The organism is Castellaniella sp. (assembly GCF_049673105.1).
Taxonomy (GTDB): domain Bacteria; phylum Pseudomonadota; class Gammaproteobacteria; order Burkholderiales; family Burkholderiaceae_B; genus Castellaniella.
This window is the reverse complement of record NZ_JBATXG010000025.1, coordinates 15,664-36,812: the sequence shown is the minus strand read 5'-3', so window position 1 is coordinate 36,812 and position 21,149 is coordinate 15,664. Positions and strand designations below refer to the sequence as shown.

25 protein-coding genes and 1 pseudogene are annotated in these 21,149 nt (G+C 62.9%); 14 read left to right on the top strand and 12 right to left on the bottom strand.

What is annotated here, in order from left to right:
- Window positions 1–6: 6 nt before the first annotated feature.
- Window positions 7–675 carry a winged helix-turn-helix transcriptional regulator gene (locus WBF69_RS09875; protein ID WP_424263660.1) on the bottom strand — a complete coding sequence of 223 codons (669 nt, stop codon included), beginning with the start codon at window positions 673–675 and terminating at the stop codon, window positions 7–9.
- 115 nt (window positions 676–790) lie between these two features.
- On the opposite strand from WBF69_RS09875, the pseudogene WBF69_RS09870 reads away from it, so the two are divergent.
- Together WBF69_RS09870 and WBF69_RS09865 are read left to right on the top strand one after the other, a co-directional pair.
- A pseudogene (locus tag WBF69_RS09870) lies at window positions 791–1,204 on the top strand (YybH family protein); the annotation flags it as partial.
- A gap of 36 nt (window positions 1,205–1,240) precedes the next feature.
- On the top strand, window positions 1,241–1,732 hold the full coding sequence (locus tag WBF69_RS09865; protein WP_424263931.1) for a VOC family protein: 492 nt from the start codon (window positions 1,241–1,243) through the stop codon (window positions 1,730–1,732).
- Here WBF69_RS09865 and folK read toward each other — a convergent pair.
- The 4 genes from folK to hda all read right to left on the bottom strand — a co-directional run bounded on the left by folK (window position 1,729) and on the right by hda (window position 5,122).
- The gene (gene folK / locus WBF69_RS09860; RefSeq protein ID WP_424263658.1) at window positions 1,729–2,229 is read right to left on the bottom strand and encodes a 2-amino-4-hydroxy-6-hydroxymethyldihydropteridine diphosphokinase; all 501 of its coding nucleotides are present in this window, start codon (window positions 2,227–2,229) and stop codon (window positions 1,729–1,731) included. The genes WBF69_RS09865 and folK overlap by 4 nt on opposite strands.
- A complete protein-coding gene (gene pcnB / locus WBF69_RS09855) occupies window positions 2,226–3,611 on the bottom strand; it encodes a polynucleotide adenylyltransferase PcnB (protein WP_424263656.1) in 1,386 nt (461 codons plus the stop codon). Before pcnB ends, folK begins: the two co-directional genes overlap by 4 nt.
- Before the next feature lie 10 nt (window positions 3,612–3,621).
- Window positions 3,622–4,326: an HAD family hydrolase gene (locus WBF69_RS09850; RefSeq protein ID WP_424263654.1), complete on the bottom strand. Its 705-nt coding sequence runs from the start codon at window positions 4,324–4,326 to the stop codon at window positions 3,622–3,624.
- Between the two features lie 76 nt (window positions 4,327–4,402).
- On the bottom strand, window positions 4,403–5,122 hold the full coding sequence (gene hda / locus WBF69_RS09845) for a DnaA regulatory inactivator Hda (protein WP_424263652.1): 720 nt from the start codon (window positions 5,120–5,122) through the stop codon (window positions 4,403–4,405).
- 83 nt (window positions 5,123–5,205) lie between these two features.
- Between hda and purM the strand changes: the two genes are divergently transcribed.
- Window positions 5,206–6,255 (top strand): phosphoribosylformylglycinamidine cyclo-ligase, encoded by a 1,050-nt coding sequence (purM, locus tag WBF69_RS09840; RefSeq protein WP_424263650.1) that lies wholly within the window; start codon window positions 5,206–5,208, stop codon window positions 6,253–6,255.
- 49 nt (window positions 6,256–6,304) lie between these two features.
- Here the strand turns inward: purM and miaA are convergent, their stop codons facing one another.
- The 4 genes from miaA to mutL all read right to left on the bottom strand — a co-directional run bounded on the left by miaA (window position 6,305) and on the right by mutL (window position 9,823).
- Complete coding sequence (gene miaA / locus WBF69_RS09835) at window positions 6,305–7,252, bottom strand: tRNA (adenosine(37)-N6)-dimethylallyltransferase MiaA (RefSeq protein WP_323016846.1); 948 nt, start codon at window positions 7,250–7,252, stop codon at window positions 6,305–6,307.
- Between the two features lie 50 nt (window positions 7,253–7,302).
- Window positions 7,303–7,599 carry a type II toxin-antitoxin system RelE/ParE family toxin gene (locus WBF69_RS09830; protein ID WP_323016845.1) on the bottom strand — a complete coding sequence of 99 codons (297 nt, stop codon included), beginning with the start codon at window positions 7,597–7,599 and terminating at the stop codon, window positions 7,303–7,305.
- A complete protein-coding gene (locus tag WBF69_RS09825) occupies window positions 7,587–7,871 on the bottom strand; it encodes a hypothetical protein (protein WP_323016844.1) in 285 nt (94 codons plus the stop codon). Before WBF69_RS09825 ends, WBF69_RS09830 begins: the two co-directional genes overlap by 13 nt.
- A 74-nt stretch (window positions 7,872–7,945) precedes the next feature.
- Window positions 7,946–9,823, bottom strand: coding sequence for a DNA mismatch repair endonuclease MutL (mutL, locus tag WBF69_RS09820; protein ID WP_424263647.1), 1,878 nt, complete (start codon window positions 9,821–9,823; stop codon window positions 7,946–7,948).
- 145 nt (window positions 9,824–9,968) lie between these two features.
- Between mutL and WBF69_RS09815 the strand changes: the two genes are divergently transcribed.
- Window positions 9,969–10,613 carry a VTT domain-containing protein gene (locus tag WBF69_RS09815; protein WP_424263645.1) on the top strand — a complete coding sequence of 215 codons (645 nt, stop codon included), beginning with the start codon at window positions 9,969–9,971 and terminating at the stop codon, window positions 10,611–10,613.
- A gap of 18 nt (window positions 10,614–10,631) precedes the next feature.
- Here WBF69_RS09815 and WBF69_RS09810 read toward each other — a convergent pair whose 3' ends face one another.
- From WBF69_RS09810 to WBF69_RS09800, 3 genes are all read right to left on the bottom strand, one after another.
- A complete protein-coding gene (locus WBF69_RS09810) occupies window positions 10,632–11,996 on the bottom strand; it encodes an N-acetylmuramoyl-L-alanine amidase (protein WP_424263643.1) in 1,365 nt (454 codons plus the stop codon).
- The gene (tsaE, locus tag WBF69_RS09805; RefSeq protein ID WP_424263642.1) at window positions 11,963–12,469 is read right to left on the bottom strand and encodes a tRNA (adenosine(37)-N6)-threonylcarbamoyltransferase complex ATPase subunit type 1 TsaE; all 507 of its coding nucleotides are present in this window, start codon (window positions 12,467–12,469) and stop codon (window positions 11,963–11,965) included. Before tsaE ends, WBF69_RS09810 begins: the two co-directional genes overlap by 34 nt.
- 88 nt (window positions 12,470–12,557) lie before the next feature.
- Window positions 12,558–13,451, bottom strand: a complete 894-nt coding sequence (locus WBF69_RS09800) for an AEC family transporter (protein ID WP_424263640.1) — start codon at window positions 13,449–13,451, stop codon at window positions 12,558–12,560.
- Between the two features lie 276 nt (window positions 13,452–13,727).
- Between WBF69_RS09800 and WBF69_RS09795 the strand changes: the two genes are divergently transcribed.
- The 10 genes from WBF69_RS09795 to nuoF all read left to right on the top strand — a co-directional run bounded on the left by WBF69_RS09795 (window position 13,728) and on the right by nuoF (window position 21,136).
- A complete protein-coding gene (locus tag WBF69_RS09795) occupies window positions 13,728–14,897 on the top strand; it encodes a porin (protein ID WP_424263638.1) in 1,170 nt (389 codons plus the stop codon).
- 301 nt (window positions 14,898–15,198) lie between these two features.
- A complete protein-coding gene (locus tag WBF69_RS09790; protein ID WP_424263636.1) occupies window positions 15,199–15,513 on the top strand; it encodes a DUF4148 domain-containing protein in 315 nt (104 codons plus the stop codon).
- Window positions 15,514–15,745: 232 nt separating this feature from the next.
- Complete coding sequence (locus WBF69_RS09785; RefSeq protein WP_424263634.1) at window positions 15,746–16,054, top strand: BrnT family toxin; 309 nt, start codon at window positions 15,746–15,748, stop codon at window positions 16,052–16,054.
- The gene (locus WBF69_RS09780) at window positions 16,014–16,283 is read left to right on the top strand and encodes a BrnA antitoxin family protein (RefSeq protein WP_424263632.1); all 270 of its coding nucleotides are present in this window, start codon (window positions 16,014–16,016) and stop codon (window positions 16,281–16,283) included. Before WBF69_RS09785 ends, WBF69_RS09780 begins: the two co-directional genes overlap by 41 nt.
- Window positions 16,284–16,444: 161 nt before the next feature.
- Window positions 16,445–16,804 carry an NADH-quinone oxidoreductase subunit A gene (ndhC, locus tag WBF69_RS09775; RefSeq protein ID WP_298013747.1) on the top strand — a complete coding sequence of 120 codons (360 nt, stop codon included), beginning with the start codon at window positions 16,445–16,447 and terminating at the stop codon, window positions 16,802–16,804.
- Between the two features lie 15 nt (window positions 16,805–16,819).
- Complete coding sequence (locus WBF69_RS09770; protein WP_066457841.1) at window positions 16,820–17,296, top strand: NuoB/complex I 20 kDa subunit family protein; 477 nt, start codon at window positions 16,820–16,822, stop codon at window positions 17,294–17,296.
- 87 nt (window positions 17,297–17,383) lie between these two features.
- Entirely contained in the window at window positions 17,384–18,001 is a 618-nt protein-coding gene (locus WBF69_RS09765; protein ID WP_424263629.1) for an NADH-quinone oxidoreductase subunit C, read from the top strand.
- Window position 18,002: 1 nt separating this feature from the next.
- Entirely contained in the window at window positions 18,003–19,256 is a 1,254-nt protein-coding gene (locus WBF69_RS09760) for an NADH-quinone oxidoreductase subunit D (protein WP_424263627.1), read from the top strand.
- Window positions 19,257–19,286: 30 nt separating this feature from the next.
- The gene (nuoE, locus tag WBF69_RS09755) at window positions 19,287–19,769 is read left to right on the top strand and encodes an NADH-quinone oxidoreductase subunit NuoE (RefSeq protein ID WP_424263929.1); all 483 of its coding nucleotides are present in this window, start codon (window positions 19,287–19,289) and stop codon (window positions 19,767–19,769) included.
- 74 nt (window positions 19,770–19,843) lie between these two features.
- On the top strand, window positions 19,844–21,136 hold the full coding sequence (nuoF, locus tag WBF69_RS09750; RefSeq protein ID WP_424263927.1) for an NADH-quinone oxidoreductase subunit NuoF: 1,293 nt from the start codon (window positions 19,844–19,846) through the stop codon (window positions 21,134–21,136).
- The last annotated feature ends 13 nt before the right edge of the window (window positions 21,137–21,149 follow it).

Below are 21,149 nucleotides of genomic sequence, written 5' to 3'. Positions count from 1 at the left end.
GCGTCCTCAGCCGGGAACGGCAACGTCCGGGACCGAAAAACAGCCCAGGAAACGCTCGATGGCATCGTGTTCACCGCTGCAGTCGGCGCGGCCTTGCGACTGCATGGCTTGCAGGGCGATATGACCATAGGCCATGTGCAGTAACGTGGTCGGGTCGGTTGTCAGGGTGGCCAGCGATGGCGCGCTGCTGGGGCAGCGGGCGACTTCCAGGCGGCCTTTTCGAACCCTGGCGCCGAATGTCTGTCCGTCCAGCACCAGCGTGATGCAGGTGTCCCTGTTTTGGGCGGCGATGGGATCGAACAGAGTGCGGAACGACAGGATCAGCGCATCGGCGTTCAGAGGGCTGCCGCGTACGAAGGCAGGGGACTGCACGCCCCAGCGCACCAGTTGCAGCAGGATGGGTTCCAGCTCACGTCCCCAGGCGCTGAGGTCGTAGACGGCGGTGGCGGCTGGCGGCGGCAAGCGGCGGCGCAGCAGCACGCCTGCGGTTTCAAGCTGATTCAGGCGCTGTGACAAGACATTGGCGCTGATGCCCGGCAGGCCTGCGCGCAAATCCGTGAAGCGTTTCGGGCCCAGCATCAGTTCGCGCACGATCAACAAAGCCCAGCGTTCCCCGATGAGGTCGAGCGCATGGGCTGCGGCGCAGCCGTCTCCATAGCTTCTGGTGGTCGTCATACGGAACATTTTACGACAAGTTATAAAAAATAATTCAATAGTTATTTTTTAGGACTAAAAAGTCTTATAGTGTGAAAACTGGGCGATACCCGTCCGGATTAAAACGTTGCCCGTCATGCGGGCCGCCCAAGAGGAGACATTCATGACTTCAACTATTTCCCGCGCAGCTTCCGCCGAGGCGCAGGTGCGACAGCTGCTGGATACCTGGCGCCAGGCAGCCAGCCAGCGCGATATGGACGCCTTGATGGCCTGCTATGCGCCTGACGTCGTCGCTTATGACGCGATCCAGTCCCTGCGCTTTCAGGGGCGCGAGGCCTACGGCGCGCACTGGCGCGCCTGCCTGGAATCCTGCCCGTTCGACGTCCAGTTCGGCTTTCGTGATCTGGACATTCAGGCGGACGGGCATCTGGCCTATGCGCATGCGCTGGTCAGTTGCGGGCAGGGCGATGAAGCCCCCGGATGCTGGAGCCGAATGACCACGGGTTTCCGGCAGGTTGGCGAGCACTGGCTGATCGCGCACGAGCATTTCTCGTTTCCCTGCGATATGGGAACGGGCAAGGCCCTGATGGCTCTGTCCCCTGACGGGACCGCGCAGGTGCAGCCCATCCCGTCGGATATGAACACCGTCACGCCGCATCTGGTGTGCGCGGATGCAGCCTCTGCCGTTGATTTCTATGGCAAGGCCTTTGGCGCCACTGTGATGGCGCGCCTGGATGCGCCGCAGGGCGGCCTGCTGCATGCCTGCCTGCGCATTGGGGATTCGGCTGTCATGCTGATGGAGGAATCGGCGGAATGCCAGTCAGTCAGCCCCATGACCCTGAAGGGCACACCGGTGACGATCCACCTATACGTTCGCGATGTGGATGCTGCGTTCCGACAAGCGGTCGAGGCTGGCGCCACCAGCCTGATGGAACCCCAGGACATGTTCTGGGGGGATCGCTACGGGGTGTTGCGCGATCCCTACGGTCATCAGTGGGCCGTGGCGACCCATGTGCGCGATCTGGACCCCGATGCCATCCGACAGGCTGCTGCCGCCATGTTCGCCAGCCAGGCCTAGGCAGCAGGGTCCAGAGGCCGGATGTTTTGGTCTGCGCAGCGCGCCAGCAAGACCGGCAGCGGGCCTTGCGCCAGCGTCAGGTCCGGCGCCAGATCCAGCAGTGGGCGCAGCACGAAGGCGCGTTCGTGCATGCGGGGGTGTGGCACGATCAGGTGGGGCAGCGCGATGGTCTGGCCGCCGTACCACAGCAGGTCCAGGTCCAGCGTGCGTGGCGCATTGCGATAAGGGCGCTCGCGCCCGTGCTGCTGCTCGATCGCTTGCAGGGCAGTCAGTAGCGCGGGTGCCTGCAGCGAAGCCTGGATTTCGGCGACCGCATTGACATAGTCGGGGCCGGATGAGTCCACCGGCGCCGTGCTGTACAGGGGTGACAGCCTCATGGCGGTGATGCCGGGTGTGTCAGACAGTTCGGCTGCTGCCCGGCGCACGGTGTCAGCAGCATCACCCAGATTCGCTCCCAGGCCGATGTAGGCTGTGATGGTATCGATCGGGCGGTTCAATCTTGCGCCGAGTCGTGGGATTCAGCGGCATCGGACCGGGCCGCGTCCGGCTTGCGCCGGCGGCGGCGCTTGCGCGTAGTCCCCGAACCCAGGCGTCGGGCGCCGGCATGGCCGGCTTGCCAGGTGTCGATCATCTGGCTGCGCCGCTCGTCGCCGCTGTCGGCCAGATCCATCCACCATTGGGCCAGCACGCTGTCGACCTCGCGGGCTTCTGCGCGTAACTGCAGGAAATCCACGGATGCCCGGAAACGGGGTTGTTCCATCATGCGCCAGATGGATCGCACGGTGGCACGCTCGAAGCGCGCCTGCATCAGCCAGATCTCGCGCATATCGGCCTGGTGCCGACGCTGGATGGCCAGTTTGTGCATTTGTTCGTCGATCACCGAATCGGCGGCGCGGATCAGGGCTTCGTTGCGCTGCACGTCCTGGGCCAGCAGCGCGACCCAGCGTTTTTGCACCAGCCGCCACAGCAGCGCCGCAAACAGAAAGCTGGGGCTGATGGGTTTGCCGGCGCGCACCCGCGCGTCCGTGCGCGACAGGGCGATTTCCACGAAGGCTTCGCCGCCTTCTTCTTCGAAGATGCGGTCGATCAGAGGAATCAGGCTTTTGGTCAGACCCGAGCGGCGCAGTTCGCGCAGGCAGTCCATGGCGTGGCCGCAGGTCAGCAGTTTCAGGGTTTCGTCGAACAGCCGCGAGGCAGGCACGTGCTCGATCAGCGCGGACAGCTGCGTGATCGGCGCTTCGGTCGCCGGATCCAGACGGGCGCCCAGTTTGGCCTGGAAGCGCAGTGCCCGCAGCATGCGCACCGGGTCTTCGCGAAAACGGGTTTCCGGGTCGCCGATCATGCGCACTACGCGGTTCTTCAGATCGGCGACGCCTTGGTGGAAGTCGATGACTTCTTCTTTCAGCGGATCGTAGTACAGCGCATTGATGGTGAAGTCGCGCCGCGCAGCGTCTTCTTCGTGGGTGCCGAATTCATTGTCGCGCAGGATGCGACCGTGTTCGTCGGTTTCCTGGGTGCCCGATGCCGGCGCCCGGAACGTGGACGTTTCGATGATTTCCTGGCCGAACACCACGTGCACCAGCTGAAAGCGCCGCCCGATGATGCGGGCGCGGCGAAACAGCGGTCGGATCTGGTTCGGCGTGGCGTTGGTGGCGACGTCGAAGTCTTTGGGCTGCAGGCCGACGATCAAGTCGCGCACGGCGCCGCCGACGATGTAGGCGTCAAAGCCTTGCTGGTTCAGGACCTCGCAGACCTTGATCGCATGACGCGAAACCAGCCGCCGGTCGATACCGTGCTTGTCGCGGGACAGGCGCACCGGGCCGCTGGGCGGCGTCGCCAACAGGCGGGAAACGAAATGTTTGATGGTCTGCTTGAGCATGGCGCGTATTTTAAGACTTTGTATCCTGCATGTCCGCAAATAGGTCCAAAATGCGCCAATTCCGGCTCTGGGCCAGTTCCCGCAGAGCATCGCTGGGGTTGGTGGCGACCGGGTGGGTGACGGCCTCCATCAGCGGCAGATCGTTCATCGAATCGCTGTAAAACCAGGACTCGGCGAATGATTCCAGCTGCAGTCCTTGTGCTTGCAGCCAGTCGCGCACGCGCAGCACCTTGCCGGCCTTGAAGCTGGGTGTGCCTTCGATGCGCCCGGTATAGCGGCCATCGGCGTCGCGCTGGGGGATGGTGGCGATCAGATGGTCGATGCCCAGCGCCTGGGCGATGGGCGCGGTGACGAAGGCATTGGTGGCGGTGACGATGGCGCACAGGCCGCCGCGTGCCTGATGATCGGCCACCAGGGCCTGGGCCGCCGGCAGCAGGCCGGGGGCGACGACTTCACGCATATAGTCCTGGTGCCATTGCGCCAGCTCGGCGGGTTCGCCCAGGCGCAGCAGGCCCAGCATGAAATCGGCGGCTTCCTCTGCCGACAGCGTGCCTTCGTTGTAGCGGCGCATCAGATCGTCGTTGCGCTGGCGGGCCAGTGCCGGGTCGCCGGCGCGGCCTGTCCGGGCCAGGAATTCCGCCCATTGATAGTCGCTGTCAAAGGGCAGCAGAGTGTGATCCAGATCGAACAGGGCAAGGTGAGAGGGGGGGGTCATGAGCATATCGTCCAACAGACTATGGGCGGAGTGCGCGAGGCGCGGAATAAGAGTAAGCGTACACGCCGGTGTCGATTCATTCGGCGGCGGGCCGGTCTGGCGGCGTGGCGCCGGACGGCCCGGCCATCAGCAGTTCTTTGAGCAGCGGCAGGGTGACGGGGCGGTGGCGGGCCAGGGAATACTGGTCCAGACTGTCGATCAGCGCCGTCAGGCGCCCCATGTCGCGGTCGTGGTGGATCAGAATCCAGTGCAACACGTCGTCGGGCAGCTTCAGGCCGCGCTGCCCGGCGCGGTCGCGCAACGCCTGGGTACGGTCTTCGTCGGACAGCTGTTCAATACGGTACACCAGATCCCAGCCCAGGCGGGTGCGCAAGTCTTCGCGCAGCGGCATGGTCAGGGGCGCCCGGTCGCCTGCCGTCAATAAGGCAAAGGCGTCCTTCGTGCTGGCGGCAGCCCGCCAGCGGTTGAACAAGGCGAACAGAGCAGCCTGGGCGGCGGCGTTCAGATCGCCGACATCGTCCACGGCCACCAACGTCAGCGGGCGGTCTTCATCGGTCGCCAGGGCCTGCAGCCAGTGAGCGGGGGTGCGGGCGTCCAGATAATGGCCCGACTGCGCATGCGCCTGGGCGCGCAGCAGATGGCTGCGTCCGGACCCTGGGCCGCCCCAGAGATACAGCGCGCGACCGGGCTTCAGATCGCGCACCGCATCGATCGCCGCCTGGTTGGCGCCCGCGATAAAACCGTCCAAAGTGGGCAGGGTTCCGGGCAGGATGTCCAGTAACAGTTGCTGTGTCATGCTCACCGGGCCGGAGTTCATCGTAAAATCAGGCCACTATATTGTCCAAACCTGCAATTCTTGCACATTCGACGGCTTTTCTCATGACATCAGGCACTACTCCCTCCATGACCTACCGTGACGCAGGCGTCGACATCGACGCGGGCGATGCCTTGGTCGACCGCATCAAACCGTTGGCGGCGCGCACCATGCGGCCTGGCGTCATGGCCGGCATCGGCGGTTTCGGGGCGCTGTTCGAAATCCCGAAACACCTGCGCGAACCCGTGCTGGTGTCGGGCACCGACGGGGTGGGCACCAAATTGCGCCTGGCCTTCGAATGGCAGCGGCACGACACCGTGGGCATCGATCTGGTCGCCATGAGCGTCAACGACATCCTGGTGCAGGGTGCCGAACCCTTGTATTTCCTGGACTATTTCGCTTGTGGCAAATTGTCCGTCGATACCGCCGCCCAGGTTGTCGGCGGCATTGCTAAAGGTTGCGAGCTGGCGGGCTGCGCCCTGATCGGCGGCGAGACCGCCGAAATGCCGGGCATGTACCCCGATGGCGAATACGATCTGGCCGGCTTTGCCGTGGGGGCGGTGGAAAAATCCGCCATCATCGATGGCGCCAATATTCAGGTTGGCGACACCCTGCTGGGGCTGGCGTCCAGCGGGGCGCATTCCAACGGTTATTCCCTGGTGCGTAAAATTCTGCAGCATGCCGGCGCTCGGCCCGATCAGGATCTGGGCGGTCGTCCTCTGGGTGACGTGGTCATGGAACCCACCCGCATCTACGTCAAATCCGTGCTGGCCGCTTTGGCGGCGCATCGCGCGGGGATCAAAGGCCTGGCCCACATTACCGGCGGCGGCTTGCTGGAAAACGTGCCGCGCATCTTGCGCGACGGCCTGTGCGCCCATTTGCACCGTGACGCCTGGCAGTGGCCGGCGTTGTTCCAGTGGCTGCAGGCTCAGGGCGGCGTGGTGGACCAGGAAATGGCCCGCGTCTTCAACTGCGGCATCGGCATGGTGCTGGTGGTCGATACGGATCAGGCAGCCGCCATCACCGCAACCCTGCAGGCCCAAGGCGAAACCGTTTATACGTTGGGGCAGATCGAAGCCCAGGCCGTCGGCGGCGCCCAGACCATCGTCGATTAGTCAGGGGCGGCGGGCAGCCGTCAGCTGCACCGCCGCGTCTCCAGCCGGATCAGGCGTCCAGCGCCTGGGCGCAATGCTGCGCTACTTCCGCGACGGCCTGATCCGACAGGCAATCCACAGGGACGCGTTGCGGCAGTGACCGCAGCCAGGTGATCTGGCGTTTCGCCAGCTGGCGCGTGGCGGCGATGGCCTGCTCGATGGCCTGTTCCAGGGAAACCCGCTCGTCCAGGTAATCCCAGAGCTGCCGGTAGCCCACGCAGCGAATCGAGGGCAGGCCCGGATGCAGATCGGGGCGGGCGTACAGGGCGCGAACCTCGTCCAGCAGGCCGGCGTGAATCATGGCCTGATAGCGTTGCGCGATGCGGGTGTGCAGCACGGACCGGTCGGACGGCTCCAGGCTGATCGTCAGGAAGCGCCATCCCGGCAGCACGGGCTGCGGGGGCTGGGCCAGCCAGTCGCTCATGGCGCGTCCGCTGCTGCGCCAGATTTCCAGAGCGCGCTGCAGGCGCTGGCTGTCATTGGGGGCCAAGCGGGCGGCGGTGGCCGGATCGACGCGAGCCAATTCCGCATGCAGCGCCGGCCAGCCGCGTTCACTGGCTTCTGCATCCAGGGCCTGGCGGATCTCCGGGTCCGCTCCCGGCAGCGCGTTCAACCCTTCGCGCAGCGCCTTGTAGTACAGCATGGTGCCGCCGCACAGGACGGGGATGCGCCCCCGCTGGCGGATGTCCTGCGCCAGCACTGCCGCATCGCGGGCGAATTCCGCAGCCGAATACGCTTGCGCCGGGTCACGGATGTCCAGCAGATGGTGGGGCGCCAGCGCCTGTTCCTGGAGACTGGGTTTGGCGGTGCCGATATCCATGCCCCGGTAGATGGTGGCCGAATCCATGATGATCAGCTCGATCGGCCAGCGCTGCGCCAGCGCCAGCGATGCCGCCGATTTACCGGATGCCGTCGGCCCGGCCAGGCAGATCAGCAGAGGGGAGTCGTTTGGATTCACAGGGTACAGGGTGCGCAAAACGAGGATGAAATCGGTCCGCGTTCAGGATGTCATGAGGCGGGATAGCCCGCTTCGCGCTGATGGCGGATGCTCAGGACCAGGATGACATCGGCGGGGTATTCGTAGCTGTATAGCGCGACATAGCCGGTTTTTCCTCTGGAAATGACGAGTTCCCGGCAGGGATCTTCGACGGTGCGGCCTATCAGCGGATGGCGCTGCAGGATCGAAACCGCTTCGATGATCAATTCAGTCGTATCGCTGGCAGCCTGAGGATCGTTTTCCAGTAAAAAATCCGTCAAGCGTTCCAGATCCAGAATGGCCTGATCGGTATAGATCAGGGCCGCCACGGGCGAGCCTGAGGGGGCGTAGCGGGCGTGCCTGCAGCACGTGCGCGCAGGTAGGCATGGACTTCGTCAGCCGTATAGCCTAAGCCCGTATCCAGCGCCTGCCGGCGGGCCGCTTGGGCCTGCGCTAGGAAATCCGCCCGCTGTTCGGTCGAGATGGCGGCCTGTTCGATGGCGGACACCATAAAGGCATGCGGCGTCATGCCCAGTCCTTGAGCGGCATGGATGGCGCGAGCTTTGAGCGTATCGGATAATTTGAGCGAAGTCGTGGTCATGGCAGCGGTGCGCTTGAATGCATCGGTGCTACCAGAGTAACACCGATGGGGCGAGAGAGGTGGGGTTTTTCTGTTCACTGGCCCCGCATGAACAGCTTGTCTAGGTCGTTCAGACTCCATTGAAACCAGGTCGGGCGGCCATGATTGCATTGGTCGGCGCGCTCGGTGCGTTCCATCTGGCGCAGCAGGGCGTTCATTTCGTCCAGCGTCAGGCGGCGATTGGCGCGGATCGCGCCGTGGCAGGCCATGGTGGACAGCAGCTCGTTGCGCTGTTCGGTCAGACGGGCCGACTGGCCGAATCGTTCTACATCGGCCAGCACGCCGCGCGCCAGGGCTTCGATGTCGCCCTGGGCCAGCAGGGCGGGTACGGCCCGCACGGCCAGCGAGGCGGGGCCGGTGGCGCGGATGCGCAGCCCCAGGGCGTCCAGCGTGTCCTGATGGTCCTGGGCGATGGCGACCTGGGTTTCGGTGGCGGTGAACACCACCGGCACCAGAAGATCCTGCGCGGGCAGAGGGGCCTCGTCCAGCGCGCCTTTCAGTCTTTCGTACACCACGCGTTCGTGGGCGGCGTGCATGTCCACCAGAATCAGGCCGCGCGCATTCTGCGCCAGGATATAGATGCCGTGCAGTTGGCCCAGGGCCAGACCCAGCGGCAGATCGCCGGCACCGGGGTGTGCGTCTTGGGGCCGCGCCCCGGTGCCGGCGGGTGCGGTCCCTGCGCGAGGGAATGCTTCCGCTGATGCGCTGCCGGGCGACGGCGCCGGTCGGGTGTTTGCGCCATCCAGCGGCTGGTACAGAGTGCGCCAATCCTGGGCCGGCCTGGAATCCTGCAGCGCAAAGCGCTGCTGCACAGGGATCTGCCCCGGATAGCGACCGGGGCTGCGTCCCTGGGAAGGCGCGCCGCCATCCGGCAGGGCGCCATCGCCGCTGCTGGGGGCCGGCGGCGTGTCGGCGGATTCGCCCGCCGCTCCGCCTCGCTGCGCCAGGGCTTGCCCCAGCGATTGCGCCACATAGCGATGAATGGCCCCGCTGTCGCGGAAACGCACCTCGCTTTTGGCGGGGTGCACGTTCACGTCCACCCCGCTCGGGTCCAGCCCCAGAAACAGCACATAGGCGGGCTGGCGGTCGCCATGCAGCACGTCGGCATAAGCCTGGCGGATGGCATGCGACACCGTCCGGTCGCGCACAAAGCGGCCATTGACGTACAGATACTGCCGGTCGGCCCGGTTGCGGGCGAACGTCGGGCGGGTGATGCAGCCTTCCAGGGTGATCAGGCCCTGTTCCGCCGAGACCGGCAGGCTCTGGGCCTGGAATTCGGCCCCCAGCACGTCGCGGATGCGGCTGTGGATGTCGGAGGCAGGCCAGTTTCGCTGTGGTTTGTCATTGTGGAACACGCGCAAGGCGACGTCGGGGTTGGCCAGCGCGATGCGTTCGATGGCATCCAGGCAGTGGCCGTATTCCGTGGCTTCGGAACGCAGGAATTTGCGTCGGGCGGGGATGTGGTCGAACAGTTGGCGCACGTCCACGCGGGTGCCGGTCTGCCCGGCGGCGGGCGAGGGTTCCGGCTGTCCGGGGCCGATCTGCCAGGCCTGATCCGCATCCGCTGTGCGCGAACTGAGCGTCAACTGGGCCACCGAGGCGATCGAAGCCAGCGCTTCGCCGCGAAACCCCATCGTGGCGACGGATTCGAGTTCGTCCAGGGATGTGATCTTGCTGGTGGCGTGTTGCTGCAGCGCCAGCTGTAATTGTTCGCGCGGAATGCCGTGTCCGTCGTCGGCCACCAGAATGCGCCGGATCCCGCCGCCATCCAGGCGGACCTCTATAGCCCGGCTGCCTGCGTCCAGCGCGTTTTCCAGCAGTTCTTTCAGCACCGAGGCGGGGCGCTCGATGACCTCGCCGGCGGCGATTTGGTTGATCAGAATATCGGGCAGGGCAGAGATGGGTCGCGTCATAAAAACGATTATAGTGAGCGTCTGCTCGTCATCGGGCAAAGCGGACTGCGCGGCCCAGGGGCTGGCGGGTGCTTTGCAGGGCCTCGAGCGTTACGCACGCACGATGCGCGCTGTTGCATCCATTTCAACGAGGTTTAAAGCAGTCATGGCTGAGTTTTTTCATCTGGTGCTGAACATTGACCAGTCTCTGGGTATCTGGGTCGCACAGTATGGCGCCTGGATCTATCTGATCCTGGCCCTGATCATTTTCGGCGAGACCGGGCTGATCGTGTTGCCCTTTCTGCCGGGGGATTCGCTGCTGTTCATCGCCGGGGCCTTTGGCGCCACCGGCCAGTTAGACCCGGTGCTGATGGGGGGCATTCTGATCGCGGCAGCTATCTTGGGCAATACGGTCAATTATTCTGTAGGCCGTTACATCGGCCCCAAGGTCTTTTCACGCGACTATCGCTTTCTGGATCGCAAGGCCTTGCTGAAAACCCATGCCTTTTATGAAAAGCATGGCGGCAAAACCATCATCCTGTCGCGCTTTCTACCGTTGTTTCGCACCTTTGCGCCGTTCGTGGCCGGGGTGGCCGGCATGCGCCTGTTCATGTTTCAGCTATACAACATCATCGGCGCCGTCGTCTGGATCGCCGGCCTGATCACGCTGGGTTATTTTTTCGGCAACGTCCCTATCGTGCGGGAACACCTGAACACCATCGTCCTGATCGGCATCGCCGCCGCCGCCGTGCCGGCGCTGGCCGGCGTTTTGTGGAAGCTGCTGCGCCGCAAGGCATCCGGCGACGCCTGATTCTCCGCGACGCTTGAATTACGCCCGTCGCGCCAGTGCCGGGTTGGCGGCGAAATAATCGCGCACGCCGCCCAGGACGGCGGCGGCGATCTTTTGCTGGTGCGCGGGGGTGCGCAGCAAGGATTCTTCTTCGGGATTGCTGATGAAGGCAGTTTCGATCAGGATGGATGGGATGTCGGGGGCCTTCAGCACGGCGAAGCCGGCGCGTTCGATGCGGTTCTTGTGCAGGCGGTTGATCTTGCCGATTTCCTGCAGCACCTGGGATCCGACCTTGATCGAGTCATTGATCTGCGCGCCCGTGGACAAGTCCAGCAGCACTTTTGCCACCTGGGCATTGTGGGACCCCAGATTCACGCCGCCGATCAGATCGGCGTCGTTTTCTTTTTTAGCCAGCCAGCGGGCCGCAGAACTGGTGGCCCCGTTTTCCGATAGCGCCCAGACCGAAGACCCCCTGGCGGACGGCTTGATCCAGGCGTCGGCGTGAATCGAGATGAACAGATCGGCCTGCACCCGGCGGGCCTTTTGCACCCGCACGTTCAGCGGCACAAAATAATCCCGGTCGCGGGTCAGGTAGGCCCGCATATTGGGCTGGGCGTCGATCAGTTTTTTCAGGCGCTGCGCGATCTGCAGGACAATGTCTTTTTCGCGGGTACCGCGTTTGCCGATGGCGCCGGGATCCTCGCCGCCATGTCCGGGGTCCAGAGCGATCAGGATGGGACGATCACGGCGCCCGCCGGGCGCGGGCTTGGGCGGGACCACCTCCGCGGGCGGCGGTTTCTGTTGCGCCAGCGGGGGGAGTTTTTGCCCTTCGACCGAGGGAATCGGCGCTTCCGATGGGCTGTTCTGGGCCAGACTTTCCAGAATGCCGGCCAGCGGGTCGTTCTGGGCGTCTTTCAGCAGGGCCATCAGCGGGTCCTGGGCGACTTTCGGGTACAAGTCCAGCACCAGGCGATATTTGTATTCCCCGATGGGCTTCAGGGTAAAGACCTGCGGGGCCACATCCTGCTTCAGGTCGAAGACCAACCGCACCACATTGGGCCGGTTCTGGCCGACGCGCACGGTGCTGATGTAGGGGTCGTTGGGCTTGATCTTGGACACCAGATTGCTGATGGCGGCATCCATCTGCAGGCCCTCGATATCCACCACCAGCCGGTGCGGATTATCCAGCATGAACTGTTCGGCCTTCAGTTCCGTGTCCATTTCCAGCGTGACGCGGGTGTACTCGTCGGCAGGCCAGGTCCGCACGGCCAGGATGGTGGCGGCTCGGGCCAGCCGGGGAATGACGGGCAGCAGCAACAAGGTGCAGCCGCCCGCGATCAGCTTGCGCCGCAGGGGAACCGGGGCGGTATTCATGGGTGCGATGGGGTCAGGTGCGTCAGCCATTGCTGTCCTTTGTCGCTGCAGGCGCTTAACCATGCGCGCCGACCGGTCCCAGCATATTCCAGCAAAATATCCAGATCCGGGGGGGGGAGACGGGTGCCGGCCTGTTCAGGCCATTCGATCAGGACCACAGCCTGTTCGCCCAGCAATTCGCCGAACCCCGCGTCCCGCCATTCGTGCGCATCGCTAAATCTATAGAAATCAAAGTGATAGAAGTATAAGTTAGAAACGTTATAGCTTTCAAGCAAGGCGTAGCTGGGGCTTTTGATGCGCCCCGTCACGCCGCCCGCTCGCAGAAACGCCCGTGCCAGGCTGGTTTTGCCCGCGCCCAGTTCCCCGCGCAGGTGGATGCGCCCGCCGGCGGGCAGCGATTCAGGGGCATGTCCGCAGACCAGGGCCGCCAGGCGTTGCGCCAGGGCCACGGTCGCGTTTTCGTCCGGCAGGGGCCATTCGATGGGGGGCAGAGGAAATGTCATGATGTTCAGGCGTTTCGATCCGTGGGGCATTGTATGTCGGCAGCGCTGCCATCATGGGGCGACGTGTCTGCTGGGCGTGAATCTCTGTTTACCCCGCCAGTCCCAGCCATATTGGCAGCGTCATCGCCGACAGCAGCGTCCCCAGCGACATCGTGACCGCCACCAGCCGCCCGTCGCCGCCCATGCGGGCGGCCAGCACGTGTGCAGCCGACGAGGTCGGGACGGCGGAAAACAGCAGCAGTACCTGGCGCTCTTGATCCGGCAGGCCCAGCATCCAGGCGACCGCCAAGGTCCAGAGCGGCAGCAGAAGCAGCTTGGCTGCGATCATCCATGCCATCAGCGGCGCGTGTTGGCGTCCGCCCTCTAGCGACAACGTCGCTCCCACGCACAGCAGCCCCAGGGCGATCGCGCAGGATCCCAGCCTGCTCAAGGCGACGTCGGCGATGTGCGGAATCGGCACCTGCAGGAAATTGCAGGCCAGGGCCGCCAGCGTCGCCAGAATGAAGGGATTGCGCGCCATTTCGCTCAGCGCCCGTCCGCCGTGGCGGCTCGCCAGGGCATGCACCGCCCCCACATTGCTGATCGGCACGGCAAATCCCAGGATCACCGCCATCGTCGCCTGGGCCTGGTCCCAGCCCAGGCCGGCAGCCAGCGACAGCGCCAGATAGCTATTGAAGCGAAACGCGCACTGAGCGGTCGCTGCGTGCGCCGCCGGGTCTGGGCGCACCGCCAGCCGCCCCAGCCAGGCCAGCGCGATGCCGCCCAGCATCACCCCCAGGGTGGCCGCCAGCAGCACGGTCGTGCTGCCCAGAGCCATCGGCGCCTGCGTGATCGAATGGAACAGCAGCGCCGGAAACAGCACGAAATACACCAGCTTTTCCGCTTGGGCGAAAAACGTGCGGTCGAACTTGAAGCGATGCAGCAGCAGCCATCCCAGCGCGATCAGCAGGAAGTCGGGCAGGATCAGCAGAATCACGGACATGGCTGGGGATACCTGAAGTCGGGGGTACGGCGCAGGCTGCCGGCAGGATGCCGCAGCGGGTGTGGGGTGCATTGTAGGGTGCAGCTCTTCTGGGTGCTTGTTGTGGATCTGCAACGCCTTTCCCGGGAAACTGGGGCCTTTCCCCTGCTGGGCATGGCATTCATCCGGAAATTTTGATGCAATACCAACAACTTCCCTTCGCGGAGTTAGAAAGAGCAGCAGCAAAGGATGTTGTTGGCCTGCTCTGATTCACACAAATCTACGGAGATTTCTTACATGAAAAAGACTCTGCTCGCTGCTGCTCTGCTGGCCGGTTTCGCTACCGCTGGCGTTGCTCAAGCAGAAACGTCCGTGACGTTGTACGGTATCCTGGACACCGGCTACGGCTACAGCCAAATGAAATACAGCCACACCAATGCGGCTGGTGTTGCTTATGACGCCAAGACGACCTCGTCGGGTCTGAAAGATGGTTTCCTGAACGGTAACCGCTTCGGCCTGAAGGGCTCCGAAGACCTGGGCGACGGCCTGCGCGCCATCTTCCAACTGGAACAAGGCTTCAACATCGGTGATGGTACGTTTGCCGCCGGCACCCGCCAGTTCCACCGCCAAGCCTACGTGGGTCTGGCCAGCGACAACTGGGGTACCTTCACGATGGGTCGCCAGTACAACTTCGGCGACGGCTATCACGATGCCAGCTTTGGTAGCAGCTTCGGCGATACGGACAAGGCCTTCGGCGCCAAGTCTGTCCGCGTCGACAAGATGTTCAAATACGAAACCCCTGATTTCGCGGGCTTCAAGGCTGGTATCGGCTATGCCGCTGGTCAGTCGGTGGATCGTGAAAGCGTGAACGGTGTGGCGGCTACCGCAGCTGCTACGGATGATCGTTCCAACTACCTGACCGTCGGTTTGAAGTACGCCAACGGCCCGATCTTCGCCGGTGCGACCTATGACCGCGTGGGTTCCAGCGGCCAGGTTCAAAATGGCTGGAATACCACGACCAACGCTCCTCAGGACGCTCAATACAACGTCACCAACTGGATGATCAGCGGCGGCTATGACTTCGAAGTCGTGAAGCTGGGTCTGGGCTATGGTCAGGACCGCAACGGCAAGCTGAACGGCATGCTGGGTAGCGTTACCAACAATCCGGCCGCTCGTGGCTTCAACGTTGACGGCTTCAAGTCGCACAACTACTACGTTGGTCTGTCCGCTCCTCTGGGTGGCGGTACGGCTGCGGTGACCTGGACCCGTTCGTCGTCCAACCTGGATGACGTGTACAACGATCAGGACAACACCTACAAGACGCAGAACATCTACGCTGCCAAGTACAGCTACCCGCTGTCCAAGCGCACGGCTGTCTACGCCTACGGCGCCTACGGCACTGGTATTGCCTATCTGGACGGTCAGAAAGGCAAGGAAGCCGGTATCGGCCTGAACCACAAGTTCTAATCGCCACGCGTGGCTTGTCCACGCCGCGATGCAGCCCAGCTTGCTGGGCTGTTGCGAACTTCGCCGGGGGCTTCGGTCACCGGCAACCAGAAAGCCACCCTCGGGTGGCTTTCTGGCGTGTGCGCCTACCGTGGCGCGTCTCCGATTAGCGCCAAAAATGGAAAGATGAATTCGCCGTAGCCTGGTTTATCGCGGCGCAGCAAAAGCGCACACTGTTTCCAACAGGGCGGGACACGAATCACTCAGCGGAAAGCCCGTGAAGTCCAGCTCTGACACACACTTGAACGTGAAGGAAACCATCATGAAAGTCGCTACCGCCGCCTCCGTTGCCATCCTGTCTCTGGGCCTTGCCTCCGCAGGCATCGCGCAAGCCGAAGACAACTCCTACCCCGAAATCGTGACGCCCAGCACCCAGACGCGTACTGAAGTCGTCCAGGAACTGCGTGTGGCGCAGTCCCAGGGTCTGGTTTACGCAGGTGAGCAAAACGATTATCCGCAGCTTCAGTCCGAAGACCCGTCCCTGACCCGCGCCCAGGTCCTGAACGAGTTGAAGGAAGCCAAGCACGCCGGTCTGTTGTCAGCCGGTGAAGATAATCAGTATCCCAACGTGCTGTAACAGCAGCTCGAGCCGGACAATCCCGTCCGCTCAGCCCGCCCCGCATTTTGCGCGGCGGGCTTTTTTACATCTGCGTCAGGCAAGATCGGCTCTTGCTCATCCTTTCAGGCTGACATTTCCATCCCTTCGTAGTTCTGCGGTCTGGTCCCCGACAGGTGGCTCGATCATCATGGGGCCTTTCGTCCCGTGAACGGGTTTGTTTTGCTTTTGTCTACACAAAGACGTAAGCTGAATGAAGATCACAGGCTTCGATTGGGATGCTGGCAATTGGCCTAAATGCGGCAAGCACGGCGTTTCCCGAGTGGAAATGGAGCAAGTGATGCTGGGAGCGCCCGCATGCCAGCCGGACCCCTATCCTGGCGAGCCGCGCCAGCGAGCCATCGGAAGAACATGGGCCGGGCGGTATGTGTTTTTGGTGTTCATGCTGCGGGTCGTGGGTGGGCGGCTGAAGATCCGTCCCATCAGTGCCCGCTACATGCATGCAAAAGAGGTTGCGTATTATGAGCACCAGACTCAAACCGATACCCGTCCTGCGCAGTGATGAAGACGCAGAGGACTTCGTTGCCAACGCCGACTTGTCGGAATACGACCTGTCTGGCTTCAAGCCCATGCACTTCGAACTGGAACCCAAATCCGCATCCCTGAACATGCGTCTGCCGGCGGCATTGCTGGACGCGGTCAAAGCGCGCGCCAAGGCCAGGGGCATCCCCTACACCCGTTACGTGCGCATGCTGCTGGAAGCCGATGTGGCACACCGCAGGCATTCCTAGCGTCCGGGCATTTTCCTGCGCCTTTTCAGGCGTCTGACAGCCTTTCCGTGCTTAGCTGAATTGATGCGGGTCAAATGTGTTTCCGCTCCGGGTTTTCCCGGCGCCGGCGCTTGTCGAAATGCTACAATCCCGTAGTTTGATCTTCTGAGGCAGGGCCATCCATGAACCTGGAACAGTACTTTCCTGTGCTGCTTTTCATCATCGTCGCCACATTGATTGGCGCGGCTCTGCTGGCAGCGGGGCGCCTGTTGGGCCGCAACGTGCCCGACGCTGAAAAGCTGTCCGTCTACGAATGCGGCTTCGAATCCTTTGGTGATTCACGCATGAAATTCGACGTGCGCTATTACCTGGTGGCGATCCTGTTCATCATGTTCGATCTGGAAATCGCCTTTTTATTCCCCTGGGCCATGGCCAACGGCGCCGTCGGCATGGTGGGGTTCTGGGCAGTAGCGATCTTCCTGGGCATCCTGACGGTGGGCTTCATCTACGAATGGCGCCGCGGCGCCCTGGACTGGGAATAATTGGGGGTGAGCAAAATGGCTGTTGAAGGCGTCATGGAAAAAGGCTTCATGACCACCAGTGCGGATAAATTCCTCAACTGGGCAAAGACGGGTTCGCTATGGCCGATGACTTTCGGTCTGGCCTGTTGCGCGGTCGAAATGATGCATGCGGGCGCAGCGCGCTACGACCTGGATCAGTTCGGTATCATCTTTCGCCCCAGCCCGCGTCAGTCCGATCTGATGATCGTGGCCGGCACGCTGTGCAACAAGATGGCACCGGCCCTGCGCAAGGTCTACGATCAGATGCCGGAACCGCGCTGGGTCGTGTCGATGGGGTCCTGTGCCAATGGCGGTGGTTACTACCACTATTCCTATTCCGTCGTGCGCGGTTGCGACCGCATCGTGCCTGTGGATGTCTACGTGCCGGGCTGTCCGCCCACAGCGGAAGCCCTGGTCTACGGTCTGCTGCAGATGCAAAACAAGATCCGCCTGACCAACACCATTGCGCGATAGCGTGGGGCGCCGGACAGGGCCCGCCGGCAAGCCGGCGCCCGTCCGCCCGGCGCACATCCAACCCGATCCGACTCTGACGATCTGCATATGACACGGCTACAGACCTTAGAAACCAATTTGCGCACTGTCCTGGGGGATTCCGTCGACCTGACCGAATCCCTGGGCGAACTGACGCTGCAATTGCCCCAGTCCGCCTGGGCGGATACCTGCCGCACGTTGCGCGACCATACCAGCCTGCGCTTCGAATCCTGTATGGACTTGTGCGGGGTGGACTATTCCGCCTGGAAGGCCCCCACCTATTCAGCCGGCTACAGCCACGCCCATCCGCACCGTTTCGCGGTGGTCATCCATCTGCTGTCGGTCACGCACAACTGGCGCCTGCGGGTGCGGTTGTACGCCGAACATGACGAATTCCCGGTGGTGGCGTCGCTGGTGGACGTCTGGCCCGCCGTCAACTGGTTCGAGCGCGAAGCCTTCGATCTGTACGGCATCGTCTTCGAAGGCCACCCCGACTTGCGTCGCATCCTGACGGATTACGGCTTCATCGGCCACCCCTTCCGCAAGGACTTCCCGATTTCCGGGCACGTGGAAATGCGTTACGACGCCGAACAGAAACGCGTCGTATATCAGCCCGTCACGATCGAACCCCGCGAAATCACCCCCCGCGTGGTGCGGGAAGACCACTACGGCATAGAACGGTACTGACATGGCAGAAATCCAGAACTACAACCTGAACTTCGGCCCGCAGCACCCGGCAGCGCACGGGGTGTTGCGCCTGGTGCTCGAACTGGACGGCGAAGTCGTCCAGCGCGCCGACCCGCACATTGGCCTGCTGCACCGCGCCACCGAAAAACTGGCGGAACACCGCACCTTCCTGCAGACCTTGCCCTATATGGACCGTCTGGACTACGTGTCCATGATGTGCAACGAACACGCCTATTGCCTGGCGGTCGAACGGCTGCTGGGCATCCAGGTGCCGGAACGCGGGCAGTACATCCGCGTGATGTTCGACGAGATCACCCGCATCCTGAACCACTTGATGTCGCTGGGTTCGCATGCGCTGGACGTGGGCGCCATGGCGGTGTTCCTGTATGCCTTCCGCGAACGCGAAGACCTGATGGACTGCTACGAAGCCGTCTCCGGTGCCCGCATGCACGCGGCTTACTACCGGCCCGGCGGCGTGTACCGCGATCTGCCCGATACCATGCCGCTGTATAAAGGCTCGAAATACCGTTCCGATAAAGAACTGCGGGCCATGAACGAATCGCGTTCCGGGTCGATGCTGGACTTCATCGAGGACTTCACCAACCGCTTCCCCGCCTGTGTGGACGAATACGAAGTCCTGCTGACGGAAAACCGCATCTGGAAGCAGCGTTTGGTGGACATCGGCGTCGTGTCGCCCGAACGCGCGCTGGCGCTGGGCTTCACCGGCCCCATGCTGCGCGGTTCCGGCATCGAATGGGATCTGCGTAAAAAGCAGCCCTACGAGGTCTACGACAAGATGGATTTCGACATCCCCGTGGGCAAAAACGGCGATTGCTACGACCGCTATCTGTGCCGCATCGAGGAAATGCGCCAATCCAACCGCATCATCAAACAGTGCGTCGAATGGCTGCGCAATAATCCCGGCCCCGTGATCACCGGCAACCACAAGGTCGCGCCGCCCAAACGCGAAGACATGAAGACCGGCATGGAAGACATGATCCACCACTTCAAGCTCTTCACCGAAGGCATGCACGTGCCCGAAGGCGAGGCCTACGCCGCCGTGGAACACCCCAAGGGCGAATTCGGGATTTATCTGGTGTCGGACGGGGCCAACAAGCCCTACCGCATGAAGATCCGCGCGCCGGGTTTCGCCCACCTGCATGCACTGGAAGAAATGTCCAAGGGCCACATGATTTCCGACGTGGTGACCATCATCGGCACCCAGGACATCGTGTTTGGCGAGATCGACCGCTAACCGCCCGGACACCACAGGACTATGACGATGCTGCTTTCCGAACAAGCCTACCGGGACATTGACCGGGAAATCTCCAAATACCCGGCGGACCAGAAACGATCCGCCGTGATGGCCGCCTTGACCATCGCCCAGACCGAAAAGGGCTGGACGTCGCCCGAAGTCATCCGCGACGTGGCCGCCTATCTGGACATGCCGCCGATTGCGGTCCAGGAAATCGCGACCTTTTATTCCTCGTACAACACCCAGCCGGTGGGGCGCTTCACCCTGACCATCTGCACCAATCTGCCCTGTGCTCTGCAGGGCGGGACGCAGTCGGCTGAATACCTCAAGGAAAAGCTGGGCATCGGCTTTCACGAAACCACGCCGGATGGCCTGTTTACCCTGCTGGAAGGCGAATGCATGGGTGCCTGCGGCGATGCGCCGGTGATGATCGCCAACGCCAAGCACATGTGCTGCCGCATGCAGCCAGAAAAGATCGACGCCCTGATCCGTGATTTGAAGGAGTCGGCATGAGCGCCCTGGATGTTTTGCAGAAGTACGGCTCGGATGCGCTGAATCCGGCGCTGGGCGACGATACCGCCCGCAGCATGATTTTTCACGGTCGTCATATCCAGCCGCACCTGTTGGCGGGGCTGGACGGCAACAACTGGGGCATCCAGGACTACATCGCCCGCGGCGGCTATGAATCCCTGAAGAAAATCCTGACCACCGGCATGACGCCGGACGACGTGATCGCCGAACTGAAGGCGTCCAGCCTGCGTGGCCGGGGCGGCGCCGGCTTTCCGACGGGCCTGAAATGGTCCTTCATGCCGCGCAATCTGCCGGGCCAGAAATATGTGGTCTGCAATTCCGACGAGGGCGAGCCAGGCACGTTCAAAGACCGCGACCTGCTGCGCTACAACCCGCATGCCGTGATCGAAGGCATGATCATCGGCGGTTTCGCCATGGGTTCGTCCGTGGGCTACAACTACATTCACGGCGAAATCTTCCAGGTCTACAACCGCTTCGAAGAGGCCCTGGAACAGGCCCGCCAGGCCGGTTTTCTGGGCGATGACATCCTGGGTTCGGGTTTTTCCTTCCAGTTGCACGCGCATCATGGTTTTGGCGCCTACATTTGCGGCGAAGAAACCGCCTTGCTGGAATCCCTGGAAGGCAAAAAGGGCCAGCCGCGCTTCAAACCGCCGTTCCCGGCCAGCTTCGGCCTGTACGGCAAGCCCACCACCGTCAACAACACGGAAACCTTTGCCGCCGTGCCCTTTGTCTTCCAGATGGGGGCTCAGGCCTACCTGGAACAGGGCGTCGACAAGGCCGGCGGGACGAAAATCTTTTCCGTGTCCGGCGACGTCGAATTGCCCGGCAACTACGAAATTCCGCTGGGCACGCCGTTCTCCAAATTATTGGAATTGGCCGGCGGCATGAAGGGCGGGCGCAAGCTGAAAGCCGTCATTCCCGGCGGTTCGTCCGCTCCGGTGCTGCCTGCCGACATCATGATGAACACCAATATGGATTACGACTCGATCGCCAAGGCCGGTTCCATGCTGGGGTCGGGCGCGGTCATCGTCATGGACGAAACCCGCTGCATGGTGAAATCGCTGATGCGCTTGTCCTACTTCTACATGGAAGAATCCTGCGGCCAGTGCACGCCCTGCCGCGAAGGCACGGGCTGGTTGTACCGCATGATGCAGCGCATGGAAAACGGTCAGGGCACGATGGAAGACATCGACACACTCGATTCGGTGGCGCACAACATGATGGGCCGCACGATTTGCGCCCTGGCCGACGCCGCCGCCATGCCGGTACGCAGCTTCATCAAGCATTTCCGCGACGAATTCGTCCACCACGTTGACCACAAGGATTGTGTGGTCGCCAAGTATCTGTAGGGTCAGGACACGC

Bases quoted from the DNA above. Each gene is read 5' to 3' on its own strand.
- WBF69_RS09875 (WP_424263660.1), bottom strand. From the start codon at position 675: ATGACGACCACCAGAAGCTATGGAGACGGCTGCGCCGCAGCCCATGCG.
- WBF69_RS09865 (WP_424263931.1), top strand. From the start codon at position 1,241: ATGGCTCTGTCCCCTGACGGGACCGCGCAGGTGCAGCCCATCCCGTCG.
- pcnB (WP_424263656.1), bottom strand. From the start codon at position 3,611: ATGCTCAAGCAGACCATCAAACATTTCGTTTCCCGCCTGTTGGCGACG.
- WBF69_RS09850 (WP_424263654.1), bottom strand. From the start codon at position 4,326: ATGACCCCCCCCTCTCACCTTGCCCTGTTCGATCTGGATCACACTCTG.
- hda (WP_424263652.1), bottom strand. From the start codon at position 5,122: ATGACACAGCAACTGTTACTGGACATCCTGCCCGGAACCCTGCCCACT.
- purM (WP_424263650.1), top strand. From the start codon at position 5,206: ATGACATCAGGCACTACTCCCTCCATGACCTACCGTGACGCAGGCGTC.
- WBF69_RS09825 (WP_323016844.1), bottom strand. From the start codon at position 7,871: ATGACCACGACTTCGCTCAAATTATCCGATACGCTCAAAGCTCGCGCC.
- mutL (WP_424263647.1), bottom strand. From the start codon at position 9,823: ATGACGCGACCCATCTCTGCCCTGCCCGATATTCTGATCAACCAAATC.
- WBF69_RS09815 (WP_424263645.1), top strand. From the start codon at position 9,969: ATGGCTGAGTTTTTTCATCTGGTGCTGAACATTGACCAGTCTCTGGGT.
- WBF69_RS09810 (WP_424263643.1), bottom strand. From the start codon at position 11,996: ATGGCTGACGCACCTGACCCCATCGCACCCATGAATACCGCCCCGGTT.
- tsaE (WP_424263642.1), bottom strand. From the start codon at position 12,469: ATGACATTTCCTCTGCCCCCCATCGAATGGCCCCTGCCGGACGAAAAC.
- WBF69_RS09800 (WP_424263640.1), bottom strand. From the start codon at position 13,451: ATGTCCGTGATTCTGCTGATCCTGCCCGACTTCCTGCTGATCGCGCTG.
- WBF69_RS09795 (WP_424263638.1), top strand. From the start codon at position 13,728: ATGAAAAAGACTCTGCTCGCTGCTGCTCTGCTGGCCGGTTTCGCTACC.
- WBF69_RS09790 (WP_424263636.1), top strand. From the start codon at position 15,199: ATGAAAGTCGCTACCGCCGCCTCCGTTGCCATCCTGTCTCTGGGCCTT.
- WBF69_RS09785 (WP_424263634.1), top strand. From the start codon at position 15,746: ATGAAGATCACAGGCTTCGATTGGGATGCTGGCAATTGGCCTAAATGC.
- WBF69_RS09780 (WP_424263632.1), top strand. From the start codon at position 16,014: ATGAGCACCAGACTCAAACCGATACCCGTCCTGCGCAGTGATGAAGAC.
- ndhC (WP_298013747.1), top strand. From the start codon at position 16,445: ATGAACCTGGAACAGTACTTTCCTGTGCTGCTTTTCATCATCGTCGCC.
- WBF69_RS09770 (WP_066457841.1), top strand. From the start codon at position 16,820: ATGGCTGTTGAAGGCGTCATGGAAAAAGGCTTCATGACCACCAGTGCG.
- WBF69_RS09765 (WP_424263629.1), top strand. From the start codon at position 17,384: ATGACACGGCTACAGACCTTAGAAACCAATTTGCGCACTGTCCTGGGG.
- WBF69_RS09760 (WP_424263627.1), top strand. From the start codon at position 18,003: ATGGCAGAAATCCAGAACTACAACCTGAACTTCGGCCCGCAGCACCCG.
- nuoF (WP_424263927.1), top strand. From the start codon at position 19,844: ATGATTTTTCACGGTCGTCATATCCAGCCGCACCTGTTGGCGGGGCTG.